The following is a 14,847-nucleotide window of genomic DNA, read 5'->3' as shown; positions in this document are numbered from 1 at the left end:
TTCTCCTGTATATGTTTTCAGACATTATTTTAGCTCTTCTTCGCCATTCCGCCAAAAACTCTCATTTTTCTTCATCTTTTCACTAATGCTGTAGAAAACTAATAACCTTCCGACATTCTTTTTCAAAGGAAGTCCTTATAAAAGATTGAAATGATATATACGATACTTTTTGGGGAGGAAATAACATGGAAGCTATCTATAAAACGAAAGATGTCACGAATAAAACAGGCATCCCAAAACATATAGTCCGTAAATATAGTCAACTGTTAGAGGAACATGGTTATATGATTTCAAAAACAGCTGATGCTCGTATTTATAAACTGGATGATTTAAAACTATTGAAATCTATACATGAAAGAGCTGCTACATTACAAGAAGATATTTCAGAAACGATACCTATTATTTTAAAAGAAAAAGAGGCCCCACCTGTACCCGCTATACAAGATAAGCAAGAAATACAACCGAAAGAAAAAGAAGATGGGCGTAACTTTGAGGAGTTCATGTTAAAACTTGAAATGCTCGCTCAATTAAATGAAGCAATCATTCATCAAAATTCGACCCTTATTACCCAAAATCGTTTAAAAGATGAAAAGCTAGATGAATTGATGCAACAAGTTTATGTAAAAGAAGGCTCTCAAGAAAAAATGCTACAAGAGTTAGTGGATCATGCCGCTCAAACAGATGCCCTGCAAAAAGAAAAGATGGACTTATTAATGAATCATATGTATAAACGAGAATCTAAGCAAGAAGAAAAAATGAATAAACTCGTAAATCAAATTTATAATAAAGACAGTAATCGTGATACACAACTTATGCAAGTAATTCGTGAAATTCAAGAAACAAAAAGAATGGTTGCTGCCTCGAAAGAGCAAGGATTCTTGCAATCATTTAAAAGTTTATTTAGCCGAACAAAACAAGAAAAAACAAATGAATAAACAATATAAAATAAAAAGTTACCTTCCATCGGTAACTTTTATTCCTTATTTCTTACAGCTGGCAATATAATAATCGCTTCAGTCCCTTTCCCACTTTCACTTTTATATTCCAGTGTACCATTATGCGCTTGTAAAATGCTAAATGTTACCATAAGACCTAATCCTGTCCCTTTTTCTTTTAAAGAATAATACGGTTGTCCTAGCCTTGCTAACTGTTCTTTCGTCATTCCAACACCACTATCTTTAACTCTTATTACAATCGTTTCATCTTTTTGCATAGCCGTTACTTTTAAATATCCTTTATTCCCTTGAATTGCTTCAATACCATTTTTAACAACATTCATAATCGCTTGCTTCAATTTCGTCTTATCACCGATCGTATAAAGACTTTCAGAAATCTCAACTTGCAAATATACACCTTGCATCGCTGCAAATGATGACATAAGAGTTGTCATTTCTATTAATTGAGCTGATAGGCAAATATGTTCTTTCTTCTCAATTTGTGGCCTTGCTAAATTCAAATAATCTGAAATAATTTGTTCTGCCCGGTCCAATTCGGCTAATACGAGACGCATATAATCCTTATTCTTTACATCTTCCGTACTTTCTAGCAATTGAATAAAGCCACGAACAACAGTGAGCGGATTTCGAACCTCATGTGCAACACTTGCTGCTAATTCACTTACAATATTAAGCTTTTCGGACTTTTGCATCTCTGTACGCAGTATTGCATTTTCATTTAAATATTCTGTTAAGTACACCTGAAATACCATTGTCATAACCATAATAAGCGAAGCAAATATATATCCGCTATATAGGTGGGAAACATACGGTGTAAACCCCGTTTCTAACAGAACGTTAATCATCCCGATCACTAAAGTAACAAGTACGTACAATGATGAAATCATAAATGCCAAAATTAGCTTCTTATCCCTTGAAAATAGAGACCATTTCTTTGATAAAAATAATGGAACTATTAATAGAAATATTACTTCTATGACTGGAAGGAGGTTTATTCCCTTTAGCGCCCATTCATATGCAACAAAAATAACGGCCGGGATTAAACCAACAATTCCACCATATAGGAAACCACTAACAATCGGGATTGGGTGAAAATTATACCCACAAACGTCACCAAAACAAATAGAGTATGTCATGGAGAGAACGAGTGTAATGCTAGATAAGAACATAATAAAGTAGCGGTTCGGCTTCGGAGGCATTTCTTGATAACGATTTAAACGAATCGCTTCATATAAAAATAGTGGCAAAATTATGATGGCAATTTGGATCATTAAATCACGGATAAGCTCCATAGCCTCTCATCCCCTATATGTATTTTGATATGATTATATCATTTTACAGACGTATTTGTTGTAAGATTTTGATTTTTCTTAACATATTTGTTAATTCTTTGTTAACAACTCATAATAATTGTTACAGATTTTCGAAATGAATGTAAACCCTGTACCAAATTTCTGCCGGGCAGTATACAATGAATACGGATTACAAAGAAAATAAAAAATACTTCATGAGACGGACAACTATAGCAAAATACAGCATATAATCCATACTATCTATGTTTACAAATAAGTGATCATCATTTTAGTAGGAGGAAGATAAATATGGCGGGTACTACGCTTGTTTTAAAAGAAGAAAATTTGGTCGTTCTAGAGAATGTTGAAAAATCAGTATATGAAGAGTTGCAGCATAAAACAGGAGATGAAAATTGCACATGTGCTGTGAATGAATCAGTTGTTCACCTTGGCAAAGTATCCTCTGTACTTTGGAATGAAGATGAAATAGATTGGGAATACGGATATTAAAAGTCGCATACAGCGGCTTTTTTTCTATTATCTCTCCCTTTCTACATAACATATACGCAAGCGAAATCATAGAAAATATGTTAAAATGAACTTAATTTTCAAACGGAAGAAAGGGAGATACAATGGAACAATTCATTAATCCTAGAGTAAAGGACATCCAAATTTCTGGAATCCGTCAATTCTCTAACATGATTCAAAAATATGATAATCTTATCTCTTTAACAATTGGACAACCTGATTTTCCTACACCTTCTCTCGTAAAAGAAGCGGCAAAACGGGCTATTACAGAAAATTATACAAGCTATACACATAACGCTGGTTTACTAGAATTACGCAAGGCAGCTTGTAACTTTGTAAAAGATAACTACGATTTACATTATTCACCTGAAAACGAAACCATCGTTACAATCGGTGCCAGTGAAGCAATTGATGTTGCATTCCGAACGATTTTAGAGCCAGGAACAGAAGTCATTTTACCTGCCCCTATTTATCCAGGATACGAGCCGATTATTCGATTATGCGGCGCAACACCTATTTTTATTGATGTTCGTGAAACTGGCTTCCGTTTAACAGTCGAAGCACTAGAAAATGCCATTACTGAAAAAACAAGATGCGTCGTACTGCCGTATCCTTCTAATCCAACTGGTGTAACTTTATCAAAAGAAGAACTACAGAATATTGTAGATGTTTTAAAAGATAAAAACATTTTCGTTCTTTCTGATGAAATTTATAGCGAACTTGTCTATGAGCAAACGCATACATCGATCGCTCATTTCCCAGAAATGCGTGAAAAGACAATCGTCATTAATGGTTTATCAAAATCTCATTCTATGACTGGCTGGCGTATCGGTCTATTGTTCGCACCGAGCTATTTAGCAGGACATATATTAAAAGTTCATCAATATAACGTAACTTGCGCTACTTCAATCGCTCAATACGCTGCAATTGAAGCATTAACAGCTGCTAAAGATGCACCAAAAATGATGCGTCATCAATACAAAAAACGCCGTGATTACGTATATAATAGGCTCATTCAAATGGGCTTAACAGTTGAGAAGCCCACAGGTGCATTTTACTTATTCCCATATGTTGGCCATTTAACATCGTCATCATTTGATTTTGCACTTAATCTTGTGAAAGAAGCTGGACTTGCCGTCGTTCCTGGAACAGCATTTTCTGAATATGGTGAAGGCTACCTTCGCTTATCCTATGCATACAGCATCGAAACTTTAAAAGAAGGCTGTGACCGTTTAGAAGCCTTTCTACAACAAAAAGCTAAGAGTTAAACTCTTAGCTTTTTGTTATGCATAATGGTCGCAAGTTTGACGCTTTAGTAATTTATGAGGAATAATGATACACTTTGCAGTAGATTCCGCATTCTCTACTTTATCAACTAAAGCTTTTGCAGCTTCATATCCTAGCTGATATATATTCACATCAACTGTTGAAAGTGGCGGACTCGCAATTTCTGATAATAAAGCATTATTAAAGCTTACAATTGAAACATCCTTCGGTACAACAAATCCTTTTTTAGAAAGAGCACTTAACACACCAAGTCCAATTAAATCATCCGTTGCCACAATTGCTGTCGGTGGTTGCTGTAGTCCCATTAACTCCTCAACGGCTTGTTGACCACTTTCCCTCGAAAAATCAAAATGTAAAATATACTCTTTCGGTAATACAATGTCTGCTAATTTTAAAGCATCACTCATACCAGCCAAACGATCTCTCGTTACAAGTAAATCTGATCCACCGCCGATAAACGCGATTTGTTTATGACCTAATGAAATTAAATATTCTGCCACTTCTCTTGCAGCTGTATAATTGTCATTATCTACATATGTAATTTCATCTTTTCGATCATATGGTTTCCCAATTAAAACAAACGGGAAATTTTGTTTATGCAAATATTGAATAATCCGATCATTCTCTCTTGAATATAAAAGAATAATGCCACCAATTTGGCGCCCCTGTACCATCTTTACAACACCATTAAAAATTTCATCTTCCGTCTCACCTGTCGACATATAAAGTGCATACCCTTCCACATGTGCAAATGAACTAATCCCTCTTATAACTTCTGGGAAAAACGGATTTTGAAAAGCTTTACTTGCAGAACTTGGCATAACAAGACCAAGTGTTTTGGTTGTTTGGTTAGCTAGGTTTCTTGCGTTTAAATTGGGATGATACCCTAGTTCACTCATTACTTTCCGAACACGGCGCTTTGTTTTTTCACTTATACTTGGATTATCAGCAATTACACGAGAAACGGTAGATGGTGCTACATTCGCCTTCTTCGCCACATCTTTAATTGTAACTGTCATAAAAATCCCCCTCCTCTCACTTCTCTGCCATTTTATATATATTTTTATCTTGCACCCGTTGCAAGTAATAGGAGAAGTTATAAACTTTCATTGATTCTGTCTTGTAAAACCTATCATATTCTCCCTCTCCATGTATTGTAAGGGATATAGCTCTTTTTTCCTATACTATAATATACTATTTATTTCACTTCTTTTCATATGTGATGTCAAATCTCTTTTCATCTCCCTATAAAGCTTTTTATAGGGAGATGAAAAGAAAAATGGGACGTAATGTCCCATTTTTCATCCTTTCGTACCTCCCGCAGTTAAACCAGAGATAAAGTATTTTTGTAGTGATAGGAATAAAATTGAAATTGGGATTGCAATCAATACTGAACCCGCTGCAAACGTTGTGAATTCATTACCAAATTTCTTCGCTACCATTTCATATAACCCAACTGCTAACGTATAATTTTCTGGTGTGCGCAAAATAACACTCGCTAAAATGAAATCTGTAAATGGACCAATGAAAGTGAATAACGCCACAACCGCTACGATTGGCTTTGCAAGTGGCATAATGATTTGCCAAAAAATACGGAAATGTCCTGCCCCATCCATACGAGCTGACTCATCCAATTCTTTCGGAATCGTATCAAAATATCCTTTCATAAGCCATGTATTCATTGGAATTGCCCCGCCTACATAAATTAAAATTAATGCAAGGTGCGTATCGATTAACCCTGTTAACTGTGCTAATACGTATAGAGCGATTAGTGCTGCAAAGTTCGGAATCATTTGCAGAATTAAAAATGTTAATAAACCATTTTTTCTTCCAACAAAACGGTATCTTGAAAATGCATAAGCAGTAAAACTAATTGCTAACACTGAGAAAATCATCGTTATAACACTTACTTTTAACGTATTTTTATACCATAGTAAATAATTACTATTCTCTAAATCTAATAACTTACGATAATGATCTAACGTTGCATTTTGTGGAATAATACTGGATCCAGATAAACTATCACCCGGATTAAACGATGAGCCAATAATCCATAATAATGGATAGAAAATGATGGCACACATTACGAAAATAACGAAATAACTTAATGAGAGACGTAACATCTTTTGTCTTTTAATATTCATTTACATCATATCCTCTTCTTGGAATGATTTTGTTCTCTTAAATTGCCATAACGCAACTGTAATAACGATTAACGATAATATCATTGTAAGAGCTGCTGCTTTCCCGTACTGCGCTGAAGTCATCGTTAACTTATAAATCCATGAAATTAAAATATCTGTTCCACCTGCGTCTTGTCCAGCTACAGCAGGACCTCCGCCGTTAAATAGATAGATGATACTAAAGTTATTAAAGTTAAACGTATATTGCGTAATTAATATTGGTGCTGTTGCATATAGAACAAGTGGCAATGTAATTTTACGAAACTGTTGCCAAGCTGTAGCTCCATCTACTGTAGCAGCTTCATATAACTCCCCTGGAATCGATTGCAGTATACCTGTTGTCATTGCAAAGACGAATGGGAATCCAAGCCACGTTTGAATCATAATTAAAGCGATTTTTGCCCAAAACGGATCTGTCATCCAAGCAATCTTTTCGATTCCGAATAAAGCCAACACTTGATTGTTAATTGCTCCAAATGTTTCATTAAACATACCTGAGAAAACAAGAATAGATACGAATGCTGGGACCGCCCACGGTAAAATGAAGATTGTTCGGATAATTGCCTTCCCTTTAATACCAGGCTGGTTTACGATAATCGCTAAGAAAATACCAAGCGCAACTTGTAATGTCGTTGCAACGAATGTCCAAATGACAGTCCAAGAAAATACACTTAAAAATGTCTCTCTCCACATCGGTAATGTAAAGATATCAATAAAGTTTTTGAAGCCCACCCAATCTACTAATTTAGCTGGAGGAGAGTGATATAAATCATAATTCGTAAATCCAATTAAAATTACGAAGATGATTGGAAATACAACCACAAAGATAAGTAATAGAAAACCTGGTGAAACCATTAAATATGGAAAACCTTGATCTAGTAAATTACGGTATTGCTCTTTTACAGAGTTTAACGGTGTTCCTACATCACGTTTCTTCCCGTTTTGGTATGCATCATATAAATTAAATGCATATATTCCGAGTCCAAACACGATGACGATGAGTGCCAAGATTCCTTCTACTAATAGAAAGACAGAATGGTCACGTGGAACTTCTGTACCAAGCGTTACAATTCCCCATAATCCCATATTTAATAAATCAGCAAAGGCTACAATAAATGAACCTGTTAATACTAGAAAAATAAGACCTTTTACAAATTGCTTATTATACATTTGGCCCACGCCTGGAATGATAGATAACATGGTTGCCATTTTCCTATGCTTTGAACCGTTTAAACCGTTTGCTGGTTCCATAGATGTTTGCATGTCCCTTCCCCCTTTTTTCTGGGAGAGAATTCGTGCCCCTCATATGAGAGGCACGAATTTCACCTTATTTTTTCTTACTATGATTTGCCTCAATATTACCTTTAATTTGCTTCACTGCATTATCAAGTGCTGCTTTTGGTGCCTCTTTTTCCGTAACAACTAATTGAAGCGCATCTCCAGCTGGTTTCCATACTTCTTGCATTTCTGGAATGTTTGGCATTGGAATTCCATTTTCAGATTGTGTCGCAACGGCTTTTGCAGCTTCATTATCTTTAATGATTGGATCTTCCATTACTGCTTTTACTGGAGGAATTTCTTTTGTTTTCTCAAATCGAATTTTTGCGTTCTCTTCATTTGTTACCCATTCAGTGAACTTTGTAGCTAAATCATTTTGTTTAGAGAAACTTGTTACATGCCATCCTTTAACCCCAACAAATGTTTTCATTGGTTGACCGTTTGGTAATTTTGGCATTGGAGCAACGCCATAATCAATTCCGTTCTTTTCCATTGCTTGGAACGCCCATGGACCATTCATAATAGATGCTGCTTTTCCTTCGTTAAATAGTCCATCAGCAGCAGGTCCACCAGATTCACCGATAATACCTTTCGGGAATAACTTTTCTTTGTACCATTTTTGAAGGTATTCCGCACCTTGTACTGCTCCGCTATTATTTAATCCAACATCACTTGCATTTGGCTTTCCATCTTTTTCACCAAATACATAACCACCCATACCTGCCATGAATGCATTAGCAAAGTAGAAGTTATCTCCTAATGTTAAAAATCCGTACTTGCCATCTTTCGTAAATTCTTTTGAGAAGTTAAATAGCTCGTCCATCGTTTCTGGTGCTTTTGGCATTAATTTTTTATTGTAAATAAAGATTGGTGTCTCAATTGCTTTTGGTAAACCATATAGTTTTCCGTTATATGTCTGTGCTTGTATTGATGACTCAGTAAATTTACTCTTTAAAGCATCGTCAGCTTTCACTTCAGAAAGTAACCCTTCTGTTACTGCGTTTCCGATTTGATCATGTGGCAATGTTACAACATCTGGTCCAGTCCCCGCTGGTCCATCAAGGCGTAACTTCTTCACTTGATCTGTCATTTGCATTTCAACAACTTTTACTTTTACTTTATATTTTTCCTCAAAGCTTTTCACTGCTGGTTCTAAACCAACACCTTTTTTATCATCTTCCCAAACGAGAAGATCATAATCTTTCTTTGCTTTACTTTCTTCTTTCTTCCCTGAATCTTTCGGCCCACATGCAGATAACATACCAATTGATAATGCTGAAACCGTTAATAATGATAATGCTTTCTTCATCCCAAAAACCTCCCTAAGTTGTATATGTACCTCACTAATTGAAAACGTTTGCATTGAATAGTTTAATAGAAGCGCAAACATTATCTTAATCTATGAAAACGTTTGCGCTATTTGTCTATCATTATACATTCTTTTAATCATTTTGCAAATATTAATTTTTAAAATATTATTACTACACTCCTTATACATTGACTTTATATGAAATGAATACTACTCTTATAAGCAATATTAAAGCTATGCAAAAGGAAATCGTTTGCAACTTATGCTTTATTATTATACGTAAGGGAAGAATAAGTATGGAGATATTAAAGGGGGATTTTCTATATGCTTAAAGAAGCCATTTATCATAGGCCAAAAGATAATTACGCATACGCTTACAATGAAAAAACGATTCATATCCGAATACGTACGAAAAGAGACGATGTACAAAGCGCCACTCTTATTTACGGTGATCCTTACGAATGGAAAGATGGGAAATGGATTTCATCAAGTACATCGATGAAAAAAACTGGTTCTACTGCATTATTTGATTATTGGTCTATTTCCATCGAACCAAAATTTAAGCGCTTACGTTATGGATTCGAATTAAAAAATGATACAGAAACTCTTATTTATGCAGAGCGAGGATTTTTCTCTACCATTCCAAATGATGACGTTGGTAACTTTTTCTGTTTTCCATTTATCCATGCAAATGATGTATTCAAAGCACCTTCTTGGATTAAAGACACCGTTTGGTATCAAATTTTCCCAGAACGGTTCGCTAATGGAGATCGTGCACTAAATCCAGAAAACACTCTTCCTTGGGGCAGCGCTGAGCCAACTCCAACTAATTTTTTCGGCGGAGATTTTGCTGGGATTATTCAAAACCTTGATTACCTTGTGAAGCTTGGAATTTCAGGAATATATTTCACACCTATTTTCAAAGCACATTCAAACCATAAATATGACACAATTGACTACATGGAAATCGATCCGCAATTTGGCACAAAAGAAACTTTCAAAGAACTCGTTCAGGCATGTCATACACACGGTATAAAAGTAATGCTCGATGCCGTATTTAATCATAGCGGATACTTTTTTGATAAATTTCAAGACGTACTAGAAAATGGTGAGCAATCAGCATATAAAGAGTGGTTCCATATTCATGAGTTCCCAATTAGAACTGAGCCACTTCCAAATTATGATACTTTCGCGTTTACACCATTTATGCCTAAATTAAATACAGCACACCCAGATGTAAAAGAATACTTACTGGAAGTAGGGCGTTATTGGGTAAGAGAATTCAACATAGACGGTTGGCGCCTTGATGTAGCAAATGAAGTCGATCATAGCTTTTGGAGAGAATTCCGAAGCGAGATAAAGGCATTAAATCCTGAAGTATATATTTTAGGAGAAATTTGGCACGATGCACTACCATGGTTACAAGGAGATCAATTTGATGCTGTAATGAGCTATCCTGTTACAAACGCTCTACTGTCTTACTTTGCTAACGATTCCATTAAGGCAAATGAATTTATGAAACAAATTACAGAGTCTCTACATTCCTACTCTATGAATGTAAATGAAGCAGCGTTTCATTTATTAGACAGCCATGATACACCAAGAATATTGACAACATGTAACGGAGATAAAAATAAGTTACAGTTACTTTATGTATTCCACCTTTCTTTCATCGGCTCTCCTTGTATTTATTATGGAGACGAAATTGGTATAGACGGTGGTATGGACCCAGCTTGCCGCAAATGTATGGTTTGGGATACGAAAGAACAAGATCATCTATTATTTACACATGTACAAACATTAATTTCATTACGAAAGCAGTATAAAGCATTTGGAGGACATGGTACTTTCCAATTCATTGAAGCAAACGATGAACATAATTATATTTCTTATACGAAAACGTATGAAGATGAAACGATCTTTTTCGTTTTAAATCCGACTAATAGTGACATTACAGCTTCACTCCCTCTCCATGTTACTGGAAGGAAAATCATTAATATTTATACAAACGAAGAATTTTCAGCGGAAGCAAGTGTATTACAAGTTACACTTCCTCCATATGGATTCTCCATATTAAAATGGTAATCAAAAAATCCTTATACCGAAGTGGTATAAGGATTTTTCTTATTTCAATTTTAATACCATCGCTTCATACGGACGCAATGTAATGTTATCTACCGATTCACTCTCTACGTCGTAATTGTGTATTAATAACTCTGATTCACTATAACTAATATCCTCAGGCATTTCAAATACACTATCATCCGCCGTAAAGTTTGCAATAATAAGAAGTTTTTCTTCTCCATATGTTCTTACGTATGCGAAAATAGAAGGATTATTCTCTAATATTAAATCATATGATCCATACACAATGATCTCATTATTTTTACGTAACTCAATTAATTTTTTATAGTAATAAAAAATTGAATCTTTATTTTGGATTGCTTGTTTCACATTAATTTCTTTATAGTTAGGGTTTACTGTAATCCAAGGCTCACCTGTTGTGAATCCAGCATGATCTTCATCATCCCACTGCATCGGTGTTCTAGCATTATCTCGTCCTTTTATATAGATAGACTGCATCACTTTCTCTATATCTTCACCGTGATCTATAACTTTTTCCTTATACATATTTAATGTTTCAATATCTCGATATTCATCAATTGATTCGAATCGAACGTTCGTCATTCCGATTTCTTCTCCTTGATAAATATACGGTGTTCCTTTCATCATATGAAGCACTGTTGCTAACATTTTCGCAGATTCAATGCGATACGTTTCATCATTACCAAAACGAGATACAACGCGCGGCTGATCATGGTTATTCCAATACAGACTATTCCATCCCGTATACTCCAATGCTTTTTGCCACTTCGTTAAATTCTCTTTTAAAGTAAGGAGTGAACATGGTTTTACATCCCATTTCCCACCTTCTCCTGAATCTAAATCCATATGTTCAAATTGGAATACCATCTGCAGTTCTTTTCGTTCTTCCCCAGTATACATTTTTGCTTCTTCTGTCGTTACACCAGGCATTTCACCGACCGTCATAATATCATAATGAGACAATACTTCTTCATTCATTTCATGTAAATATTTATGAATGTTTGGACCGTTCATAAAATGCTTATGACCTGAAACATACCCCTCTTCTTCTGTTTCAACAGCTGGTAATCCCTCTTCTTTAGAAATAAAATTAATAACATCCATACGGAAGCCATCAATTCCTTTTTCTAACCAAAACTTCATCATTTCATAAACATCTTGTCTTACCTTTTCATTATCCCAGTTTAAATCTGGCTGTTTTTTAGAAAACAGATGTAAATAATATTCCTCTGTTATTTCATCGTACTGCCACGCTGATCCACTAAAAGCAGCTCCCCAGTTATTCGGCTCTTTGCCTTCTTTTCCAGGACGCCATATATAGTAATCTCTATATTTATTATCTTTTGATTTACGTGATTCAATAAACCAATTATGTTCATCAGAAGTATGGTTAACAACTAAGTCCATCATAAGTTTCATATTACGTTCATGCATTTCATGTAATAGCTCATCCCAATCTTCCATTGTTCCGAACTCATTCATTATTTTACAATAATCACTTATATCATAACCATTATCGTCATTTGGAGATTCATAGACTGGCGATAACCAAATGACATCAATCCCTAATTCTTTTAAGTAATCTAACTTCGAAATAATACCACGAAGATCCCCAATACCATCACCGTTACTATCCATAAAGCTACGAGGATAAATTTGATATACTACACTTTCTTTCCACCACTGTTTTTCCATTATGCTACCCCATTTCATTAATAATTCGATTTTCTTTTTTAAGGCGCAAACGTTTTCATTAATGAATGATAACAGATTCTATCTTAATTTAAAATAGCGCTTACAACTTTTATTCTTATTTTTCTAAGAAAACATACGAAAATTACTAATATTCCTCCCCTTTATGAAAACGTTTTATTTTTTTGTTTATTTTTTGAATCTATTAGTTTATAATGAACTCAAAGAAAACGTTTGCATAATTATTTCTAGGAGGAAATACCATGGCAGAACTGAAATTAGAAAACATTTATAAAATATATGATAATAACGTAACAGCTGTAACAGACTTCAATTTACACATTCAAGATAAAGAGTTTATCGTATTTGTCGGTCCTTCTGGATGCGGAAAGTCTACAACATTACGAATGGTTGCTGGACTTGAAGATATTTCAAAAGGAGAGTTTTCAATTGATGGTAAGCTAATGAACGATGTCCCTCCAAAAGATCGCGATATCGCAATGGTCTTCCAAAACTATGCTCTATATCCACATATGAGTGTGTATGATAATATGGCATTTGGATTAAAACTTAGAAAAATACCAAAAGATGAAATCGATCGTCGTGTGAAAGATGCAGCAAAAATTTTAGGACTGGAACAATATTTAGATAGAAAGCCGAAAGCATTATCCGGTGGACAACGTCAACGTGTTGCGTTAGGTAGAGCAATCGTTCGAGACGCGAAAGTGTTCTTAATGGATGAGCCTTTATCTAACTTAGACGCTAAATTACGTGTTGCAATGCGCTCAGAAATTTCTAAATTACACCACCGTCTTGGAACAACAACAATTTACGTAACACATGATCAAACAGAAGCAATGACAATGGCTTCACGTCTCGTTGTTATGAAAGACGGAAAGATTCAACAAATCGGAACTCCAAAAGAAGTATATGAAACACCTGAAAACATTTTCGTTGGTGGATTTATTGGCTCTCCAGCGATGAATTTCTTCCGTGGTAAATTAACTGAAACCGATTTCGTTATAGACAATGCAATAAAAATTAAAGTAACTGAAGGAAAAATGAAGATGTTACGTGAACAAGGCTATGTAAATAAGGAAATTGTTTTAGGTATTCGCCCTGAGGACATGCATGATGAACTATTATTTTTAGAAGCTTCACAATCTACTGCCTTCACAACAAAAATCGAAGTTGCTGAATTACTAGGTGCTGAATCTATTTTATATATGAAACTTGGAGATCAAGATTTTGCAGCACGTGTTGATGCAAGACATACATTTTCACCTGGAGATCAAATTAAACTAGCATTTGATATGAATAAAGCGCATTTCTTTGATAGTCAAACTGAACAACGTATTCGTTAAAAAATAATTTTTCCTATATCACATACAAAAAAAACCGTCCACATATTTTGAGGGCGGTTTTCATTATTATACGAGGGCTTCTACTGTATGAAATGATTGTCCTTTCGTGCCAATAATACCAAAAATCGGTAAGTCACTCAGCACCACTTCTTCTTGCTGTTTCATAAAAGATGACGTTAATTGTTTTATCTCTATCCAAACGTCATTAATACAAAGTACATTGGAATCGTTCTCTTGTTGGCGTGGAAAAATAGAATCTATTTTATATAAACCAGCATTTTGAAAAAGCATATCAATGCGACTGAATGCATTCAAAGTAATGCTGATTACGCGTTGCCAATCACCTTGCTTTTCCATATCATAGGATACAAAAAGTGCTTCTCTGCCTAGATTCGTAATTTCCTCCACTGTTGCTTGTCCACTTTCTTGATCAATGTCCGTCACAATTACTTTTGCGCCTTGTTTAGCCAACAAAAGAGCTGTATTACGTCCAATACCGATGCCACCGCCAGTTACGATAGCAACTTTTCCTGCAAGCTTCATTTTCATTACCCCTTCTATAAGTCTTACCGTCATTCAGTATACTCCTTTATGAGATTGGTCTGCAAGCAAGAAAAGTTGCTTATTCATTTGTAAACGGTTACTTTTTTACTCCTTCTTTTTTCTTACTATTACGCTGATCAAAAACTAAACCGATGAAAATTAAAATCCCCCAAAAGATTACACTACCTCCAGTCATTTCAATTTCCCCCTTATTATATAAAGATATTATTTTAATTATTATAACATTTTCTTAATTTTCAATCTATTAAAACCAAAAATGATATTATTATATAAATGTATTTGTATAAC

At 34.8% G+C, this 14,847-nt stretch carries 13 protein-coding genes; 5 read left to right on the top strand and 8 right to left on the bottom strand.

The annotated features are described in order from the left end of the window. Nucleotides 1-185 precede the first annotated feature (185 nt). Complete coding sequence (locus ACTFOB_RS10600) at nucleotides 186-935, top strand: DUF3967 domain-containing protein (RefSeq protein WP_151632842.1); 750 nt, start codon at nucleotides 186-188, stop codon at nucleotides 933-935. A 38-nt stretch (nucleotides 936-973) separates the two neighbouring features. Here ACTFOB_RS10600 and kinB read toward each other — a convergent pair whose 3' ends face one another. Next, nucleotides 974-2,248, bottom strand: coding sequence for a sporulation sensor histidine kinase KinB (kinB, locus tag ACTFOB_RS10595; protein WP_440025893.1), 1,275 nt, complete (start codon nucleotides 2,246-2,248; stop codon nucleotides 974-976). A gap of 309 nt (nucleotides 2,249-2,557) precedes the next feature. Here kinB and ACTFOB_RS10590 point away from each other — a divergent pair, with 309 nt between their 5' ends. Together ACTFOB_RS10590 and ACTFOB_RS10585 are read left to right on the top strand one after the other, a co-directional pair. Beyond that, nucleotides 2,558-2,758 (top strand): hypothetical protein, encoded by a 201-nt coding sequence (locus tag ACTFOB_RS10590; protein WP_000929281.1) that lies wholly within the window; start codon nucleotides 2,558-2,560, stop codon nucleotides 2,756-2,758. A gap of 122 nt (nucleotides 2,759-2,880) precedes the next feature. Continuing rightward, nucleotides 2,881-4,044: an aminotransferase A gene (locus ACTFOB_RS10585; RefSeq protein ID WP_440025892.1), complete on the top strand. Its 1,164-nt coding sequence runs from the start codon at nucleotides 2,881-2,883 to the stop codon at nucleotides 4,042-4,044. A 15-nt stretch (nucleotides 4,045-4,059) separates the two neighbouring features. On the opposite strand, the gene malR is transcribed toward ACTFOB_RS10585, so the two are convergent. The 4 genes from malR to ACTFOB_RS10565 all read right to left on the bottom strand — a co-directional run bounded on the left by malR (nucleotide 4,060) and on the right by ACTFOB_RS10565 (nucleotide 8,833). After that, entirely contained in the window at nucleotides 4,060-5,082 is a 1,023-nt protein-coding gene (gene malR / locus ACTFOB_RS10580; RefSeq protein ID WP_151632849.1) for a maltose operon transcriptional repressor MalR, read from the bottom strand. Between the two features lie 282 nt (nucleotides 5,083-5,364). Further along, nucleotides 5,365-6,207 carry a maltosaccharide ABC transporter permease MalD gene (malD, locus tag ACTFOB_RS10575; protein WP_001022594.1) on the bottom strand — a complete coding sequence of 281 codons (843 nt, stop codon included), beginning with the start codon at nucleotides 6,205-6,207 and terminating at the stop codon, nucleotides 5,365-5,367. Further along, nucleotides 6,208-7,509 (bottom strand): maltosaccharide ABC transporter permease MalC, encoded by a 1,302-nt coding sequence (malC, locus tag ACTFOB_RS10570; RefSeq protein WP_429606894.1) that lies wholly within the window; start codon nucleotides 7,507-7,509, stop codon nucleotides 6,208-6,210. 64 nt (nucleotides 7,510-7,573) lie between these two features. Beyond that, nucleotides 7,574-8,833, bottom strand: coding sequence for an extracellular solute-binding protein (locus ACTFOB_RS10565; RefSeq protein WP_429606895.1), 1,260 nt, complete (start codon nucleotides 8,831-8,833; stop codon nucleotides 7,574-7,576). 324 nt (nucleotides 8,834-9,157) lie between these two features. Here ACTFOB_RS10565 and ACTFOB_RS10560 point away from each other — a divergent pair, with 324 nt between their 5' ends. Then, the gene (locus ACTFOB_RS10560) at nucleotides 9,158-10,918 is read left to right on the top strand and encodes an alpha-glycosidase (RefSeq protein WP_440025891.1); all 1,761 of its coding nucleotides are present in this window, start codon (nucleotides 9,158-9,160) and stop codon (nucleotides 10,916-10,918) included. A 39-nt stretch (nucleotides 10,919-10,957) separates the two neighbouring features. On the opposite strand, the gene malL is transcribed toward ACTFOB_RS10560, so the two are convergent. Next, entirely contained in the window at nucleotides 10,958-12,634 is a 1,677-nt protein-coding gene (gene malL / locus ACTFOB_RS10555; protein ID WP_440025890.1) for an oligo-1,6-glucosidase, read from the bottom strand. 260 nt (nucleotides 12,635-12,894) lie between these two features. On the opposite strand from malL, the gene ACTFOB_RS10550 reads away from it, so the two are divergent. Then, nucleotides 12,895-13,995, top strand: coding sequence for an ABC transporter ATP-binding protein (locus tag ACTFOB_RS10550; protein WP_151632857.1), 1,101 nt, complete (start codon nucleotides 12,895-12,897; stop codon nucleotides 13,993-13,995). Between the two features lie 66 nt (nucleotides 13,996-14,061). Here ACTFOB_RS10550 and ACTFOB_RS10545 read toward each other — a convergent pair whose 3' ends face one another. Then, nucleotides 14,062-14,571 (bottom strand): SDR family NAD(P)-dependent oxidoreductase, encoded by a 510-nt coding sequence (locus ACTFOB_RS10545; protein ID WP_440025889.1) that lies wholly within the window; start codon nucleotides 14,569-14,571, stop codon nucleotides 14,062-14,064. Between the two features lie 64 nt (nucleotides 14,572-14,635). Continuing rightward, nucleotides 14,636-14,734: a hypothetical protein gene (locus ACTFOB_RS10540; RefSeq protein ID WP_000145657.1), complete on the bottom strand. Its 99-nt coding sequence runs from the start codon at nucleotides 14,732-14,734 to the stop codon at nucleotides 14,636-14,638. Nucleotides 14,735-14,847: the final 113 nt, after the last annotated feature.

The organism is Bacillus cereus group sp. MYBK79-1, from assembly GCF_051915365.1.
Taxonomy (GTDB): domain Bacteria; phylum Bacillota; class Bacilli; order Bacillales; family Bacillaceae_G; genus Bacillus_A.
Note: the sequence above shows the minus strand (reverse complement) of the source record. Positions and strands in the feature narration are given on the sequence as shown.

Bases quoted from the DNA above. Each gene is read 5' to 3' on its own strand.
- ACTFOB_RS10600 (WP_151632842.1), top strand. From the start codon at position 186: ATGGAAGCTATCTATAAAACGAAAGATGTCACGAATAAAACAGGCATC.
- kinB (WP_440025893.1), bottom strand. From the start codon at position 2,248: ATGGAGCTTATCCGTGATTTAATGATCCAAATTGCCATCATAATTTTG.
- ACTFOB_RS10590 (WP_000929281.1), top strand. From the start codon at position 2,558: ATGGCGGGTACTACGCTTGTTTTAAAAGAAGAAAATTTGGTCGTTCTA.
- ACTFOB_RS10585 (WP_440025892.1), top strand. From the start codon at position 2,881: ATGGAACAATTCATTAATCCTAGAGTAAAGGACATCCAAATTTCTGGA.
- malR (WP_151632849.1), bottom strand. From the start codon at position 5,082: ATGACAGTTACAATTAAAGATGTGGCGAAGAAGGCGAATGTAGCACCA.
- malD (WP_001022594.1), bottom strand. From the start codon at position 6,207: ATGAATATTAAAAGACAAAAGATGTTACGTCTCTCATTAAGTTATTTC.
- malC (WP_429606894.1), bottom strand. From the start codon at position 7,509: ATGCAAACATCTATGGAACCAGCAAACGGTTTAAACGGTTCAAAGCAT.
- ACTFOB_RS10565 (WP_429606895.1), bottom strand. From the start codon at position 8,833: ATGAAGAAAGCATTATCATTATTAACGGTTTCAGCATTATCAATTGGT.
- ACTFOB_RS10560 (WP_440025891.1), top strand. From the start codon at position 9,158: ATGCTTAAAGAAGCCATTTATCATAGGCCAAAAGATAATTACGCATAC.
- malL (WP_440025890.1), bottom strand. From the start codon at position 12,634: ATGGAAAAACAGTGGTGGAAAGAAAGTGTAGTATATCAAATTTATCCT.
- ACTFOB_RS10550 (WP_151632857.1), top strand. From the start codon at position 12,895: ATGGCAGAACTGAAATTAGAAAACATTTATAAAATATATGATAATAAC.
- ACTFOB_RS10545 (WP_440025889.1), bottom strand. From the start codon at position 14,571: ATGACGGTAAGACTTATAGAAGGGGTAATGAAAATGAAGCTTGCAGGA.
- ACTFOB_RS10540 (WP_000145657.1), bottom strand. From the start codon at position 14,734: ATGACTGGAGGTAGTGTAATCTTTTGGGGGATTTTAATTTTCATCGGT.